11 protein-coding genes and 1 pseudogene are annotated in these 14,250 nt (G+C 39.5%); 9 read left to right on the top strand and 3 right to left on the bottom strand.

Annotation, left to right across the window (positions count from 1 at the left end; all coding sequences use genetic code 11):
- From F601_RS13210 to F601_RS0100525, 4 genes and pseudogenes are all read left to right on the top strand, one after another.
- Positions 1-243, top strand: a pseudogene (locus F601_RS13210) (hypothetical protein); the annotation flags it as partial.
- Between the two features lie 91 nt (positions 244-334).
- Positions 335-1,207, top strand: coding sequence for an Hsp33 family molecular chaperone HslO (gene hslO, locus F601_RS0100535; protein ID WP_018163735.1), 873 nt, complete (start codon positions 335-337; stop codon positions 1,205-1,207).
- Complete coding sequence (gene dusB / locus F601_RS0100530) at positions 1,194-2,171, top strand: tRNA dihydrouridine synthase DusB (RefSeq protein ID WP_018163734.1); 978 nt, start codon at positions 1,194-1,196, stop codon at positions 2,169-2,171. Before hslO ends, dusB begins: the two co-directional genes overlap by 14 nt.
- Before the next feature lie 677 nt (positions 2,172-2,848).
- Positions 2,849-3,490, top strand: coding sequence for a deoxynucleoside kinase (locus tag F601_RS0100525; RefSeq protein ID WP_018163733.1), 642 nt, complete (start codon positions 2,849-2,851; stop codon positions 3,488-3,490).
- A gap of 238 nt (positions 3,491-3,728) precedes the next feature.
- Here F601_RS0100525 and F601_RS0100520 read toward each other — a convergent pair whose 3' ends face one another.
- Positions 3,729-6,170: an ATP-dependent Clp protease ATP-binding subunit gene (locus tag F601_RS0100520; RefSeq protein ID WP_018163732.1), complete on the bottom strand. Its 2,442-nt coding sequence runs from the start codon at positions 6,168-6,170 to the stop codon at positions 3,729-3,731.
- Positions 6,170-6,631, bottom strand: a complete 462-nt coding sequence (locus tag F601_RS0100515) for a CtsR family transcriptional regulator (protein WP_018163731.1) — start codon at positions 6,629-6,631, stop codon at positions 6,170-6,172. Before F601_RS0100515 ends, F601_RS0100520 begins: the two co-directional genes overlap by 1 nt.
- A gap of 174 nt (positions 6,632-6,805) precedes the next feature.
- Here F601_RS0100515 and F601_RS0100510 point away from each other — a divergent pair, with 174 nt between their 5' ends.
- The 3 genes from F601_RS0100510 to queF all read left to right on the top strand — a co-directional run bounded on the left by F601_RS0100510 (position 6,806) and on the right by queF (position 8,466).
- Positions 6,806-7,276, top strand: coding sequence for a COG2426 family protein (locus F601_RS0100510; RefSeq protein WP_018163730.1), 471 nt, complete (start codon positions 6,806-6,808; stop codon positions 7,274-7,276).
- Positions 7,277-7,486: 210 nt separating this feature from the next.
- Positions 7,487-7,975, top strand: coding sequence for a QueT transporter family protein (locus F601_RS0100505; protein ID WP_018163729.1), 489 nt, complete (start codon positions 7,487-7,489; stop codon positions 7,973-7,975).
- A complete protein-coding gene (gene queF, locus F601_RS0100500; RefSeq protein ID WP_018163728.1) occupies positions 7,975-8,466 on the top strand; it encodes a preQ(1) synthase in 492 nt (163 codons plus the stop codon). The genes F601_RS0100505 and queF overlap by 1 nt, the downstream gene beginning before the upstream one ends.
- A gap of 202 nt (positions 8,467-8,668) precedes the next feature.
- Here queF and ppc read toward each other — a convergent pair whose 3' ends face one another.
- Positions 8,669-11,494 (bottom strand): phosphoenolpyruvate carboxylase, encoded by a 2,826-nt coding sequence (ppc, locus tag F601_RS0100495; RefSeq protein WP_018163727.1) that lies wholly within the window; start codon positions 11,492-11,494, stop codon positions 8,669-8,671.
- A 363-nt stretch (positions 11,495-11,857) separates the two neighbouring features.
- Here ppc and pepF point away from each other — a divergent pair, with 363 nt between their 5' ends.
- Together pepF and F601_RS0100485 are read left to right on the top strand one after the other, a co-directional pair.
- Positions 11,858-13,657: an oligoendopeptidase F gene (gene pepF / locus F601_RS0100490; protein ID WP_018163726.1), complete on the top strand. Its 1,800-nt coding sequence runs from the start codon at positions 11,858-11,860 to the stop codon at positions 13,655-13,657.
- Entirely contained in the window at positions 13,650-14,135 is a 486-nt protein-coding gene (locus tag F601_RS0100485; protein ID WP_018163725.1) for a glutathione peroxidase, read from the top strand. Before pepF ends, F601_RS0100485 begins: the two co-directional genes overlap by 8 nt.
- The last annotated feature ends 115 nt before the right edge of the window (positions 14,136-14,250 follow it).

Genomic DNA, 14,250 nt, shown 5'->3' with positions numbered 1-14,250 from the left:
CGCAATTGGACAAAATCAGGCGCAGAAAGCATGGTTATCTTAATGACGGCACAGCGTAATGGGCTTTTTGAGGTCTATTACCGCAACTCATACCCATTTAAAACTTTCAGCCCAGAGATAAAAATCAATATGAGAAAACTCCTGCAGAAAGGCCAGCACGACCAGCATATTATCCCAAGTGCGACTATCCCACTAAACGGTGCAACAAGTAGTCCAATTGGACAAATGAAGAAATGGATTTAGGACTTTTGAAAAACTTTCCGAGAATAACTTGACACAAACAAAAGAAATAAATTTCACCAGCAAAATAAGGCTTTGTGCTATAATATTAGCTATGGATAAATTAATTAAATCAATTTCGACATCAGGAGCCTTCCGAGCTTATGTGCTTGACAGCACTGAGACGGTTAGAACGGCTCAAGAAAAACACAATACTCTATCAAGTTCAACAGTTGCCCTCGGCCGCACTCTTATTGCTAACCAAATCTTAGCTGCCAATCAAAAAGGTGACAGCAAGGTTACTGTCAAAGTTATTGGCGACAGCTCATTTGGACATGTCATTTCTGTAGCTGATACTAACGGTCATGTTAAAGGTTACATTCAAAATGCAGGCGTTGACATCAAGAAAACCGCTACAGGTGAAGTTCTAGTTGGTCCATTCATGGGTAATGGACACTTCGTAGTCATCACAGATTATGGTACTGGCAGACCTTATACTTCTACTACACCACTAGTATCTGGTGAAATCGGAGAAGACTTGGCCTTCTACCTAACAGAATCTGAACAAACACCTTCTGCAGTAGGGCTTAATGTTCTTCTTGATGAAAATGACAAAGTCAAAACTGCTGGTGGCTTCATGTTACAAGTTCTTCCTGGCGCTACCGAAGAAGAAATCACGCGCTATGAAAAACGTATCCAAAACATGCCATCAATTTCTAGCCTTCTTGAATCAGATGATCATATTGAAGCCCTCCTTAAAGCTATCTATGGTGAAGACGACTATAAAGTACTCTCTGAAGATGAAATTAACTTCTACTGTGATTGCACACGTGAGCGATTTGAAGGTGCCCTAACAACTCTTGGTAAGGCAGACCTCCAAGAAATGAAAGACCAAGACCACGGCGCAGAAATCGTCTGCCAATTCTGTGGTAAAAAATATCAATTTAACGAAACTGACCTCGAGGAGATGATCAATGACAAAGCTTAACAGCTCCTTTATGATTGGGAATGTTGAAATTCCCCACCGTACTGTTTTAGCTCCCATGGCTGGAGTGACCAACTCAGCCTTCCGTACTATCGCTAAAGAATTTGGCGCTGGACTAGTGGTTATGGAGATGATTTCCGAAAAAGGCCTTCTCTACAATAATGAGAAGACCCTGCACATGCTCCACATCGACGAAAATGAGTTTCCAATGTCTATCCAGCTTTTTGGTGGCGATGCAGAAGGACTCAAACGCGCTGCTGACTTTATTCAAAGCAATACTAAGGCCAACATCGTAGATATCAACATGGGTTGCCCTGTTAATAAGGTTGTGAAAAATGAAGCTGGCGCAAAATGGCTAAAAGACCCAGATAAAATTTATCATATCGTTAAAGAAGTAACTTCTGTTCTTGATATCCCACTGACGGTAAAAATGCGTACAGGCTGGTCAGATAATTCACTTGCTGTGGAAAATGCACTGGCTGCTGAAGCCGCTGGTGTATCTGCTCTTGCCATGCATGGACGTACTCGTGAACAAATGTACACAGGCACTTGCGACCACGAAACACTGGCTAAGGTTTCAAAAGCCATCACCAAGATTCCATTTATCGGAAACGGTGATGTCCGCAGCGTTCATGATGCTAAATACATGATTGAAGAAATCGGTGTTGATGCTGTCATGGTTGGACGCGCAGCTATGAACAACCCTTACATCTTTACGCAAATTAATCACTACTTTGAAACAGGTGAAGAATTACCAGAACTTCCATTTGTTAAAAAGTTAGATATCGCTGAAGACCACCTTAAACGTTTGGTTAATCTTAAAGGTGAATCAATCGCCGTACGTGAATTCCGTGGCTTGGCTCCGCACTACCTTCGCGGAACTTCAGGTGCTGCAAAAATCCGTGGTGCCGTATCACGCGCAGAGTCAGTTCAAGAAGTTGCTGAAATCTTTAGCACAATTAGATAAGATTGTAAGTTAAAAGAGACTGAACTCAAGTTACAGCTTCTTAAATCTTGTTTGGAAAATCCATTAGATGCCACAGTCTAGTGGATTTTTCTTTGCTTTTTCGCAGCTAGAAAATTGATATTCAGAAAAAATTAAAATCAGACGAAGAAGAAACACCAAAACAGTATCGTCAAAACTGACATCTATCATTTTGATTAAAAAAGAGTATTAGCCTGCTCTATCACAAAGCTCTAATAGTCTCCCTGACTCTTAGAACTGTTAGGCTTTCTGAGACAGGAGAAAAAGCATGGGGGTAAGGGTAATGACTGCTTGAGCCGTTCGAGTTGAAACTAGAAATCGCTTGATTTGGAAATCCCCAAGCTCAAAAGTTAGACAGGAAGTCACTCTCCCTTTTGGGGTTCCACTCCCTTTTTATTTTAGCTTTTAATCTATATCAGAAAGTGATAATGTAAGCATTTTAGCTCTGCCATTTCCCTTGAACAATCTCTAAAATTTGTGTAAAATGGTTAAGCTATGAAGAACTGAACATAGCTTCGATACTAAGCATCATAAAGAGCTGGAACTAAGTCTTTAGAAGTTGAAGTAAATTGTCGATTTAAAAGCTTTCTAGCTTGCTAGGCAGCTTTACTTTATTGCTCTGTGTCGCTAGGCTATTGTATCTTATTTGAAGGAGAATTATGTTGATTGTATTAGCAGGAACTATCGGTGCAGGAAAGAGCTCATTAGCTGCTGCTCTTGGAGAACATTTGGGAACAGAGGTTTTCTATGAGGCCGTAGATAACAACCCTGTATTGGATTTATATTACCAAGACCCTAAAAAGTATGCCTTTTTGTTGCAAATTTTCTTCTTAAACAAACGTTTCCAGTCTATCAAAGAAGCCTATAAGTCTGACAACAATATCCTAGATCGTTCTATCTTTGAAGATGAATTGTTCTTGACCCTTAATTACAAGAATGGTAACGTCACAAAGACTGAATTAGATATCTATAAAGAACTATTGGCTAACATGCTGGAAGAATTAGATGGAATGCCAAAGAAAAGACCTGATTTGTTGATTTATATCGACGTCAGCTTTGACAAAATGTTAGAACGTATTGGCAAACGCGGGCGCAGCTATGAACAAATCAAAGATAACCCTGATTTGTATACTTACTACCAACAAGTTCATGGCGAGTATCCAGACTGGTATGAAAACTATGATATTTCACCAAAGATTAAAATTGATGGTAACCAATTAGACTTTGTTAATCGCGTTGAAGACCTTCAAACAATCTTTGATATGGTGGATGCGGAGTTGCAAAAACTAGAACTACTATAGTCATTTGAAGAGCTTTGATACATCGTCACTATCGGCTTGCCGTACTCCAGTACTGCCTGCGCCTCTGTTCCTTGTCTGAAAGCTCTTCATTCGACTATACTATAATTTTCACAAACATTCTAAAAATCCCTCCTGTTTTTTACGACAGGAGGGATTTTTAGATTTAGACGGCTTAATCAAAATCAGACAAGGTAAGCGTGGAGGCTTAACGATCTATCATTTTGATTTTCAAAGGCTATTATTCAATATCAAATTTAAGTTTACCTTTAGTTACACCAATTTTAAGTGTATTTCCACTTGATAAGTCACCTGAGAGAACTAATTCTGATAACTTATCTTCGACTTGAGTTTGTAGGGTACGACGAAGTGGGCGGGCACCCATTTCAACATCATAGCCGTCTGTTGCCAAATGTTTGAGTGCAGCCGGCTGGAATTTGAGTGTAATGCCTCGCTCTGCAAGATTAGCAATCAATGGTTTAACCATAATCTTAACTACTTCTCGCATGTTATCTTCAGTCAAGCTATGGAAGACCACTTTTTCATCAATACGGTTAATAAATTCTGGACGGTAAGCCTTCTTAAGCTCTTCCAAGATACGTTTTTGCATAGCCTCATAATCATGAGCAATGTCTCGTGCTCCAAACCCAACAGTTTTATCATCACGAAGGGCAGTCGCTCCTAAGTTTGAAGTCATGATAATAATAGTATTTGAGAAGTCAACCTTACGACCGCGACTGTCAGTAAGAACACCATCATCAAGAACTTGCAAAAGAACATTGAAGATATCTGGATGGGCTTTTTCAACCTCATCAAAGAGCAATACTGAATATGGCTTGTTTCGAACCTTCTCGGTCAATTCACCGCCTTCTTCATAACCCACATATCCTGGAGGAGCACCATTAAGACGACTTGCCGCAAATTTTTCCATATACTCTGACATGTCAAAGCGGATTAGCGCTGACTCATCGTCAAAAAGAATTTCTGCTAAGGCCTTTGCAAGCTCTGTCTTACCAACCCCAGTTGGTCCCAAGAACATGAAAGAACCAATTGGGCGTTTACCTGTACGAATACCTGACTGGTTACGACGAATAGCTCGACTGATAGCTGAGACGGCATCATCTTGACCAATCACACGCTTATGAAGCTCTGCTTCCAGTGTCAAGTATCGCTTATTATCGGCTTGGGTCATCTTCTCAACTGGAATGCCTGAAAGACGGCTCAAAGTGGCCATGATATCATCTTCGGTAACTGGGATTGGTTTAGGTTTTTGATTGCCTCTGGCTTTTTTAAGTGCTTTTGTTGCAGCTGCAAAGTCTCCATCTAAAATGGCTTGATCAGCTGGTGTTAAATAAGCTGGCGCTGATTTTTTCACCAAACTCTGGACTGTCGCACTGGCTTCATCTAGCAAATCAATAGCAGAGTCAGGCAAATTCTTGCTAGTTAGATAGCGATGCGCAGCCTTGACTGCCGTATGAACAGCAGCATCTGAAATAAGAACGTTGTGATAGTCCTCATAAGATTTTTTAAGTCCAAGTAAGATTTGGTAAGCCTCGTCAACTGATGGCTCTTCAACCAAGATTTTTGCAAATCGGCGAGATAGCGCAGCATCTTTTTCAATATGCTTCTGATACTCCTCTTGAGTTGTCGCCCCAACCATGTGGAGAGTTCCGCGCGAGAGGGCAGGTTTGAGAATGTTTGCTGCATCAAGGGTGCTGTCAATACCTGACCCTGAACCCATGATGGTGTGGAGTTCGTCAATGAAAAGGATGATGTGACCATCAGTCTCGATATCTTCAATCAACTGGTTCATGCGCTCTTCAAAATCCCCACGGAAACGCGTTCCAGCAACGACGCTCATCATGTCCAGCTCAAGCACACGCATGTCTTGCAGTTCATAAGGAATCTCACCATTAACAATACGCTGAGCTAATCCATAAGCAAGGGCTGTTTTACCAACACCGGCATCCCCAACCAATACAGGATTGTTCTTGGTTTTACGGCTGAGCACTTGAACCATACGAGTGACTTCTTTATCACGACCAATAACTGGCTCCAATTTACCTTGACGTGCCATTTCAGTTAAGTCACGTGTGAAATCAGACAATTCACCTACTGTCGTTGGCGGTTTCATCATATCAGAGAAGTTACCACCAGATTTAGCTTTTTTAGGCTTGCGTAAATCATGGATTGCCTTGATATTTTCCTTACTGAAACCTGCATGTCGTTCCAAGGATTTTCTCAAGTCAAGCAAACGAAGGGAATCCCCATCATCTTTTGACTTAAATCCTGCTAATTCCAGAATTCTAGTTGCAAGCAAGTCAAGATTAAGCAAAATAGCAAAGAGAACATGCTCAGTTCCCACATCACTGGAACCAGTTACTTGACTGATAGATTCAGCAAATTGAAGAATTCCTTGAAGCGCTTTGGACTGCTCCAAAAAATTAATTTGATCCACATTTTCCCTTGGAACTTTACCCAGTGCCAAGATGGCAGCTGCTTCATATTCTTCCATTGGTACACGTGAGTCATATTCTGTAAAGGTTAAGCCTGCCACAGAATCATGAAGCGCAATCATTGCTAACAAGATATGCCAGCTTTCAAGATAAAGACTTTCAAATCGCGCCGCTTCAAATTGAGCTAACTTGAAAACCTCTTGCATTTTAAACGAATACTCTGTCATTAACGAAATCCTTTTCTATCTAATCTTTGTAAAATTCTCCTTAGCATACGGGCTCTGATTACTGCAGACTCTTGTCCCAGAACTTCATCCGATGCCGTCGCTAAAATCAAATTTCCTTCGCATTCACTTAGAACATTTTCATCAAAAAGCAATTGAATAATGTCTGTAAAAACCTGTTCAGAAATACTTTCACCTATATTTTCCATCAGATTTCCTAACATATGGTGTTGATCTGAGAAACTAATTTTCGCGATACGAATGTAGCCTCCACCACCACGCTTGCTTTCCACGACATATCCACGACTTTCCGTGAAGCGAGTCTTAATCACATAATTAATCTGACTGGGAACAACTTGAAAGGTATCCGCCAAATGTGAACGTTTAATTTCTGCAATCCCTGATTGAGCTAGCAACTGCTTAATATATTCTTCAATACTATCAGAGGTATTTTTGATTGCCATTAGCTTACTCCTTTCTCATTATTTTTGACTATAACTGACCTTATTATATCAAAAATTATGGCTTTTAGGAACGAAAATACTTGCTTCCTTGTCCAATATAGATTATTAGTTGAGTTTGTCAGTAAGTTAGGTTACAATGGAAATTGTAACTAAGAGAAAGGTCTAACAAACTTAATGAATTACCTGATTACATTTCTAATTTCTATGGTACCACTTGTCGAATTACGAGGTGCTGTTCCTTACGCCATTGCAACTGGTATTCCAATGTGGCAAGCTCTTCTTATTGGAGTTATTGGCAATATGATTCCGGTGCCAATCATCTTTTTCTTTGCTCGCCACGTGCTTGAGTGGGGTGCTGATAAGCCTGTCATCGGTGGTTTCTTTACTTGGTGCTTGAAAAAAGGACATTCTGGTGGAGAAAAATTGGAAAAAACTGCTGGAGAAAAAGGTGTTTTCCTAGCTCTGTTACTCTTTGTGGGTATCCCACTCCCAGGAACGGGTGCTTGGACAGGAACTTTAGCCGCTTCAATCCTGGACTGGAAATTTAAGCCTAGCGTTATTGCTGTCGTTCTCGGTGTTATTTTAGCTGGAACTATTATGGGGACCTTATCAATTGTCTTCGGACTCGATGCCTTTGCACACTAATTTAGATAATAGGAAAAAAACAAGTCTGTGATAGCTTTCGTCACAGACTTTTAACCTACTTGCATTTTCATATAAACTAACGTATAATATTTCTCTGTCAGACAGTTCGTAACCATCCTGTCTCTAAACAAAACTAGGACCAAGACATAGCTGTCATTCTAGGGATGTTTTAAACATCTCTTTTTGTGTTTTGGCCTCAAGGAGGTATGAATGACTAAAAATAATCTCAAGGCAAGGCAGAAAATGGTCTTTTCTGCTATTATGATGGCACTTTACATTGCCGTCCTCTTTATTTCACAAGGTATTTCCTTTGGAGCATACCAAATGCGACTTGCAACGTCACTCTATGGTCTAGCCTACCTTTACCCTTTCTTAGTTCTTCCAATTAGTTTTGCAAATGGATTAGCTAATACATTTGGCGGTTTGGGACTTATCGATGTCCTAGGTGGCATATGCGCTGGACTATTGACTACAAGTGCAGTATATGCCATCCGTCGTCTTAACCTTAATGCTTGTTGGATTGTCCTTCCGATTTTCTTAATTCCAGCTTTTGTAGCACCTATTTGGCTGAGTGGCCTCCTTGGTGTTCCATATTTTGCTTTGGTTATTAATCTTCTTGTCGGACAATTTGTTCCAGGTCTTATCGGAGCGATTTTGGTAAAAGAACTGGCAAAACGCGGTTATAAGGAGGAAATTTAATGCGTCAAGCAAATGAAATGGGAACAATCTCTGCTTTAGGAAATCAAGGAACAAAATACCCTACAGATTATGCACCTGAAGTCTTAGAGATTTTCCCTAATAAGCATCCAGAAAATGACTATTTTGTTAAATTTAACTGTCCTGAATTCACATCTTTGTGCCCAATGACTGGACAGCCAGATTTTGCAACAATTTATATTTCATACATTCCAGATGAACTAATGGTGGAAAGTAAATCACTCAAACTCTATCTCTTTAGTTTCCGCAATCATGGTGATTTCCATGAAGACTGTATGAACATTATCATGAAAGACCTCATCAAATTGATGAACCCTCGCTACATCGAAGTTTGGGGTAAATTCACACCACGTGGTGGTATTTCAATCGACCCTTATTGTAACTATGGCCGACCGGATACTAAATGGGAAAAATTTGCATGGGATCGTCTTTGCCAGCATGATCTTTACCCAGAAAAAGTTGATAATCGCTAAGAATATACACAAGGACTTTAGTTACGACACTTGTGATAAATTTATTAAAAATAAACCCTAAAAGCTTAAACTAATACGACTCTTAAAGCACTAATTAATCATGTTTTGAGAGTTTTTTCATTTGAGTCAAAAGAAAAAAGCTGTCGCTTTCATCCGAAAAGGATTGAATAGGCGAACAGCTTTTATTTTCATATTTGAGGCATCAGCCAGAATTACGAAGTCCAGTAGCAATTCCGTTGATAGTGGTGTGAATAAGTTTCTCGTAGTCTTCATCTAATTGCTCATGTCTTAGACGTTTAATCAATTCGATTTGGATATAGTTAAGAACATTGAAGTATGGAAGACGGAAATCAAGACTAGCACGAAGTGATGGATTCTCTTCAAGCAAATCATCATGATTTTCAATGGCTAAAATCACATTCTTGGTCAACTGCCACTCATCTAAAATAATATTGAAAACATCACGAACTTCTTGGCTTTCAGCAAGTTGAGCGTATTGGAATGCAATATTCATATTAGATTTTGAAAGTACCATGTCAACATTTGAAAGAAGTGAGTTAAAGAATGGCCATTTTTCATACATATATTGTAATTTGGCCAAGTTTCCTTCCTCAGCATCGATGTAGTGTTTAAAGGCAGAACCAACACCATACCAACCTGGGAACATGATACGATTTTGAGACCAAGAGAAGACCCATGGAATGGCACGCAAGCCTGAAATTTCAGTAATTGTCTTACGAGCAGCTGGACGAGAACCGATATTCAAACTTGAAACTTCTTTAATTGGACTTGCTTCAAAGAAATAATCGTAGAAGTGTGGGTTACCGAAAACAAGATCACGATAGATAACATTTGAGTCAGCAACGATATCATCCATTGTTGCTCTAAAGTCATCAATTTCATTTGGATCGGTAATCATACGTGTCACCATACGATCAAGTGACGCTGAGATAAGCATCTCTAAATTGTAATATGCAACATCTTTGTTACCATATTTGTTTTCAATGATTTCACCTTGTTCAGTCAAACGGATACGGTCTTTAATTGAACCAAAAGGCTGTGAGGTAATGGCTTCATAAGATGGGCCACCACCGCGACCAACAGTACCTCCACGACCATGGAAGAAAGTGATTTTAACGCCGTGGTCTTCACCAATCTGAGTCAATTCATTTTGAGCTTTGTATAGTGTCCAACCTGAAGCGAGATAGCCACCATCTTTGTTGGAATCAGAGTAACCCAACATGATTTCTTGGTAGTTTTTATTAGTTGCAACCCATTTTTTGACAATATCATATTCAAGATATTGTGTCATGATTTCACGTGAGTTGTCTAAGTCTTCAATTGTTTCGAAGAGAGGAACAATCTGAATACGCGCTTTATCTTTATCAATCAAGCCGACTTCTTTAAGCATAATAGCAAGCTCAAACATATCTGATACACTTTCAGTATGTGAGATGATGTGTTGCTTAATAACTTCTTCACCGAGTTTATCTTTCAACTCACGCGCAACTTTATAAATTGCCAATTCTTTTTGAAGAAGCTCAGATTTTTCAACATTTGTTGAAGAAAGCGTACGTGGGTCTTCTTCTAATTCTTTAAGAAGCACTTCACATTTTTCTTCTTCAGATAGAGAGCTGTAGTCATCAACAATATTGGCTGACTTAAGCAATTCTGCGACACATGCCTCTTGGACACTTGAATCTTGACGCATGTCAATACTTGCTAAATAGAAACCAAAGACATCTACTGCTTGGATAAGTTCATTCAAATCTCCAGTTAAAAGGGCATCATCTCCATTATCAAGCAAAGATTTTTTGATAATCAAAAGATCATCTTTGAATTCTTTAGCAGTTGCATAGCGTGGGTAGTCTTCTTCTGTAAATTCAGTCGCAACCTCTGATACTTTATCTTGCACATAACGAGCAACAACACCGGCATTGCTTGAACCTGTGTTAATATTTGAATAAACAGCTGTACTATCCAAACGTGAAGTTGGAGTATTACCATTGCTTTGTAAACCGATCAAAGTTTGAATCAGTTTAGATTGGATATAATGGAAAGCTTTTCGGTAAGGTTCATTTTCACGATAAATGGATTTATCACTAGATAGCTCTGCTAATTTTTCAACTTCTGGGCTGATTTTTGTCAGACTTGTAGAAAGTGAGAAGGTACGGTACAAACCTGAAATTTTTTCAATATAATAGTTGATAATGACTTCGCTTTGGACTGTCGCTGATAAACGAAGTGTTTCAGCTGTTACATAAGGGTTACCATCACGGTCTCCCCCAATCCACATCCCCATAGTAATTGGTGTTGGATTATCCAGCTCAATCCCCTTCTCCAAAGCAATCTTTTTATATTCGTTTGTTAATTTAGTAATGGCTTGAATCAATGAAGAGTTATAATATTCCATCACATTTGTGATTTCATTTTTAACCTTCAGTTTTTTCTCACGAATAATGTCCGTTTGCATGATAATCTCAATGTAACGGCGCAAGTCTGAGAACCATTTTTCTTTATTAACAACACCCGCACGCACGTCTCGGTATTTGCGGAGGAGGTCATGAATTTTATTGGTTAATTCAAGGACTGTCTTACGTTGAACTTGAGTTGGGTGAGCTGTTAGAACGGGAACAACGTTAACATTTTCCAAAATCTCTTTAGCATTCTCCTGCCCAGCAACCATATCGATGGTCATAGACAATTTACCAAGATAATCTGTATTCGTATTATTTTGGTAATTGATCTCATAGGCCAAGTCAACATCTTCAGAAATATTAATCAAAAGCGGTAAGATAGAGAAATAGCGAGATACCACTACCATCTCCTCATTAGACAAATCTGCAACCAGATTATCCAACTGAGTGTAGTCTTGTTTTGCTGATAGCGCAACAATTTCTTCGATTTTTGCAAAAGAGGCATCGCCAATCATCTGACGTGTTGTTTCTTCCAACAAGTCTTTTAAGATATTGACTTCCTCTGTAATGATAGCTTGATTATTGCTACTTTCTAATTTTTTGACGGTCACAAAATCACTCCTTTGTCATAAAACAAAGATTTTGAGAGGACAATTCCATTCGTCAACTTTTTTCAAATCTGAATAGATATTCTCTCTAAAATCCGTATCATTATAAGTATACCAACTAATCATACCATTTTTTTCCGAAAAAGTAACCCAAATTTAGTAATATTGTCTAGTATTTTATAAATTTTCTGAAAAAAACTACATTGATAATATTTTTACCTCTTATTCTTTTTTTGATATACTGATAGTATTCATATATCAATTGGCTTATACTCTGTAAAAATCAGAAAGATTCGTCGTTAAGACTTCTAGCCTAGTCTGTTTTTGATTTACTTTGAGTATGAATTGCCATAATAAGGAGAAAAAATGGAACTCAAAAAACGTTCAGAATTCCCAGAAAATGAACTTTGGGACTTGACTGCCCTCTACAAAGACCGTGAGGATTTCCTGCTTAGTATGGAGAAAACTCTGGAAGATATTGCTAATTTTCAAAAGAATTACGATGGCAATCTTTCAACGGTTGATGATTTTACAACTGCCCTTATGGAAATTGAGCAAATCTACATTTCTATGAGTCATCTCAACAATTATGCCTTTATGCCACAAACGACAGATTTCAGCAGCGAAGAATTTGCTCAAATTGCTCAGGCAGGCAGTGATTTCTTCACAAAAGCGTCTGTAGCGCTCAGCTTTTTTGATACTGCTTTAGTAACTGCTGACATGGCTGTTCTCAATCAACTGGAACAAAATCCTCATTTCAGCTCTGCTATTCGCCAGGCAAAAATCCAGAAAGAGCACTTCCTGGCTCCTGAGGTCGAAAAAGCTCTTACAAACCTCGGTGAGGTCTTCGGGGCACCTTATGACATCTACACTAAGATGCGTGCCGGTGACTATGCTATGGACGATTTTGAGGTCAATGGCAAAGCTTATAAGAACTCTTTTGTCACCTATGAGAATTTTTACCAGAATCATGAGGATGCTGAGATTCGTGAAAAATCTTTCCGCTCCTTCTCTGCTGGTTTGAGAAAACACCAAACAGCTGCCGCAGCTAGCTATCTAGCAAAAGTCAAATCTGAGAAAATCCTAGCTGACATGCGTGGTTATGACAACGTCTTTGACTACCTTTTGGCTGAACAAGAAGTGAATCGCTCAATGTTTGACCGCCAAATTGACCTCATCATGACTGAGTTTGCTCCAGTTGCCCAACGCTACCTCAAACATGTAGCCAAGGTAAATGGTCTTGAAAAGATGACCTTTGCTGACTGGAAACTAGATTTGGACGGGGAACTCAATCCTGATGTCTCAATTGATGACGCCTATGATTTGGTTATGAAGTCTGTTGAGCCACTTGGTCAGGAATACAGTCAAGAAGTTGCTCGCTATCAAAGCGAGCGCTGGGTTGACTTTGCGGCTAATGAAAATAAGGATTCTGGTGGCTATGCTGCTGACCCTTACCGTGTCCATCCTTACGTCCTTATGAGCTGGACAGGTCGTATGTCTGACGTTTATACTCTCATTCATGAAATTGGACATTCTGGTCAATTCATCTTCTCAGATAACCATCAAAGTTATTTTAATGCTCACATGTCAACTTACTATGTTGAAGCTCCGTCAACTTTCAATGAATTACTGCTCAGCGATTATTTGGAGCGTCAGCTAGATGATCCTCGTCAGAAGCGTTTTGCTCTTGCCCACCGCTTGACTGACACCTACTTCCACAACTTTATCACCCACTTGCTTGAAGCAGCCTTCCAAAGAAAAGTTTACACACTGATTGAAGAAGGTAAGACTTTCGGTGCTGAGCAATTGAACCAAATCATGAAAGACGTTCTTAGTGACTTCTGGGGAGATGCTGTTGACATTGACGATGATGCCGCTCTGACTTGGATGCGCCAAGCCCACTATTACATGGGGCTTTATAGCTACACTTATTCAGCTGGCCTTGTGATTTCGACTGCTGGTTACCTTAACCTCAAAAACAATCCTAATGGTGCCCAAGAATGGCTTGAGTTCCTGAAATCAGGTGGCAGCCGTACGCCTCTTGAAACAGCCAAATTGATTGGGGCTAATATTTCAACTGATAAACCACTCCGTGACACTATCCAATTCTTGAGTGACACGGTCGACCAAATTATTGCCTATACGGAGGAGCTTGACCATGCCTAATCTCTATGATTTTACCATTAAAAAACAGGATGGCAGTGACTATTCCCTATCTGATTTAAAGGGAAAGGTTGTACTAGTTGTCAATACAGCAACCGGCTGTGGTCTGACGCCTCAATACGATGGGCTACAAAAAATCTATGATACTTACAAGGACAAAGGCTTAGAGATACTAGATCTACCTTGTAATCAGTTCATGGGTCAAGCTCCGGGAACAGCAGAAGAAATCAACTCCTTTTGCACTCTCAACTACCAGACAACTTTCCCACGTTTTGCCAAAATCAAGGTCAATGGTAAAGACGCTGAGCCACTCTACACTTGGCTAAAAGAGGAGAAAAAAGGACCACTTGGTAAGAAAATCGAATGGAACTTTGCAAAGTTCCTCATCGATCGTGACGGTCATGTGGTAGAACGTTTTTCATCTAAAACTGAGCCTGAAAAAATGATTGCTGATATTGAGGGACTATTGGCTGAGAACTAGAAAAGTCAAAGAAAGAGTCTGGGCAAAAACTAGCTTCAAAATAAAACCACACAGTGATTTCCGTCTCGAAAACAATCAAGATGAAAGAATCACTGTGTGGTTTTTGAGTATGTGA

This window comes from Streptococcus henryi DSM 19005 (assembly GCF_000376985.1).
Lineage (GTDB): Bacteria > Bacillota > Bacilli > Lactobacillales > Streptococcaceae > Streptococcus > Streptococcus henryi.
Note: the sequence above shows the minus strand (reverse complement) of the source record. Positions and strands in the feature narration are given on the sequence as shown.

What these genes read in the sequence shown, in the direction of transcription:
- F601_RS0100505 (WP_018163729.1), top strand. Translation starts at nt 7,487, where the DNA reads ATGACTAAAAATAATCTCAAGGCAAGGCAGAAAATGGTCTTTTCTGCT.
- F601_RS0100520 (WP_018163732.1), bottom strand. Translation starts at nt 6,170, where the DNA reads ATGACAGAGTATTCGTTTAAAATGCAAGAGGTTTTCAAGTTAGCTCAA.
- F601_RS0100515 (WP_018163731.1), bottom strand. Translation starts at nt 6,631, where the DNA reads ATGGCAATCAAAAATACCTCTGATAGTATTGAAGAATATATTAAGCAG.
- queF (WP_018163728.1), top strand. Translation starts at nt 7,975, where the DNA reads ATGCGTCAAGCAAATGAAATGGGAACAATCTCTGCTTTAGGAAATCAA.
- F601_RS0100485 (WP_018163725.1), top strand. Translation starts at nt 13,650, where the DNA reads ATGCCTAATCTCTATGATTTTACCATTAAAAAACAGGATGGCAGTGAC.
- hslO (WP_018163735.1), top strand. Translation starts at nt 335, where the DNA reads ATGGATAAATTAATTAAATCAATTTCGACATCAGGAGCCTTCCGAGCT.
- pepF (WP_018163726.1), top strand. Translation starts at nt 11,858, where the DNA reads ATGGAACTCAAAAAACGTTCAGAATTCCCAGAAAATGAACTTTGGGAC.
- dusB (WP_018163734.1), top strand. Translation starts at nt 1,194, where the DNA reads ATGACAAAGCTTAACAGCTCCTTTATGATTGGGAATGTTGAAATTCCC.
- F601_RS0100510 (WP_018163730.1), top strand. Translation starts at nt 6,806, where the DNA reads ATGAATTACCTGATTACATTTCTAATTTCTATGGTACCACTTGTCGAA.
- F601_RS0100525 (WP_018163733.1), top strand. Translation starts at nt 2,849, where the DNA reads ATGTTGATTGTATTAGCAGGAACTATCGGTGCAGGAAAGAGCTCATTA.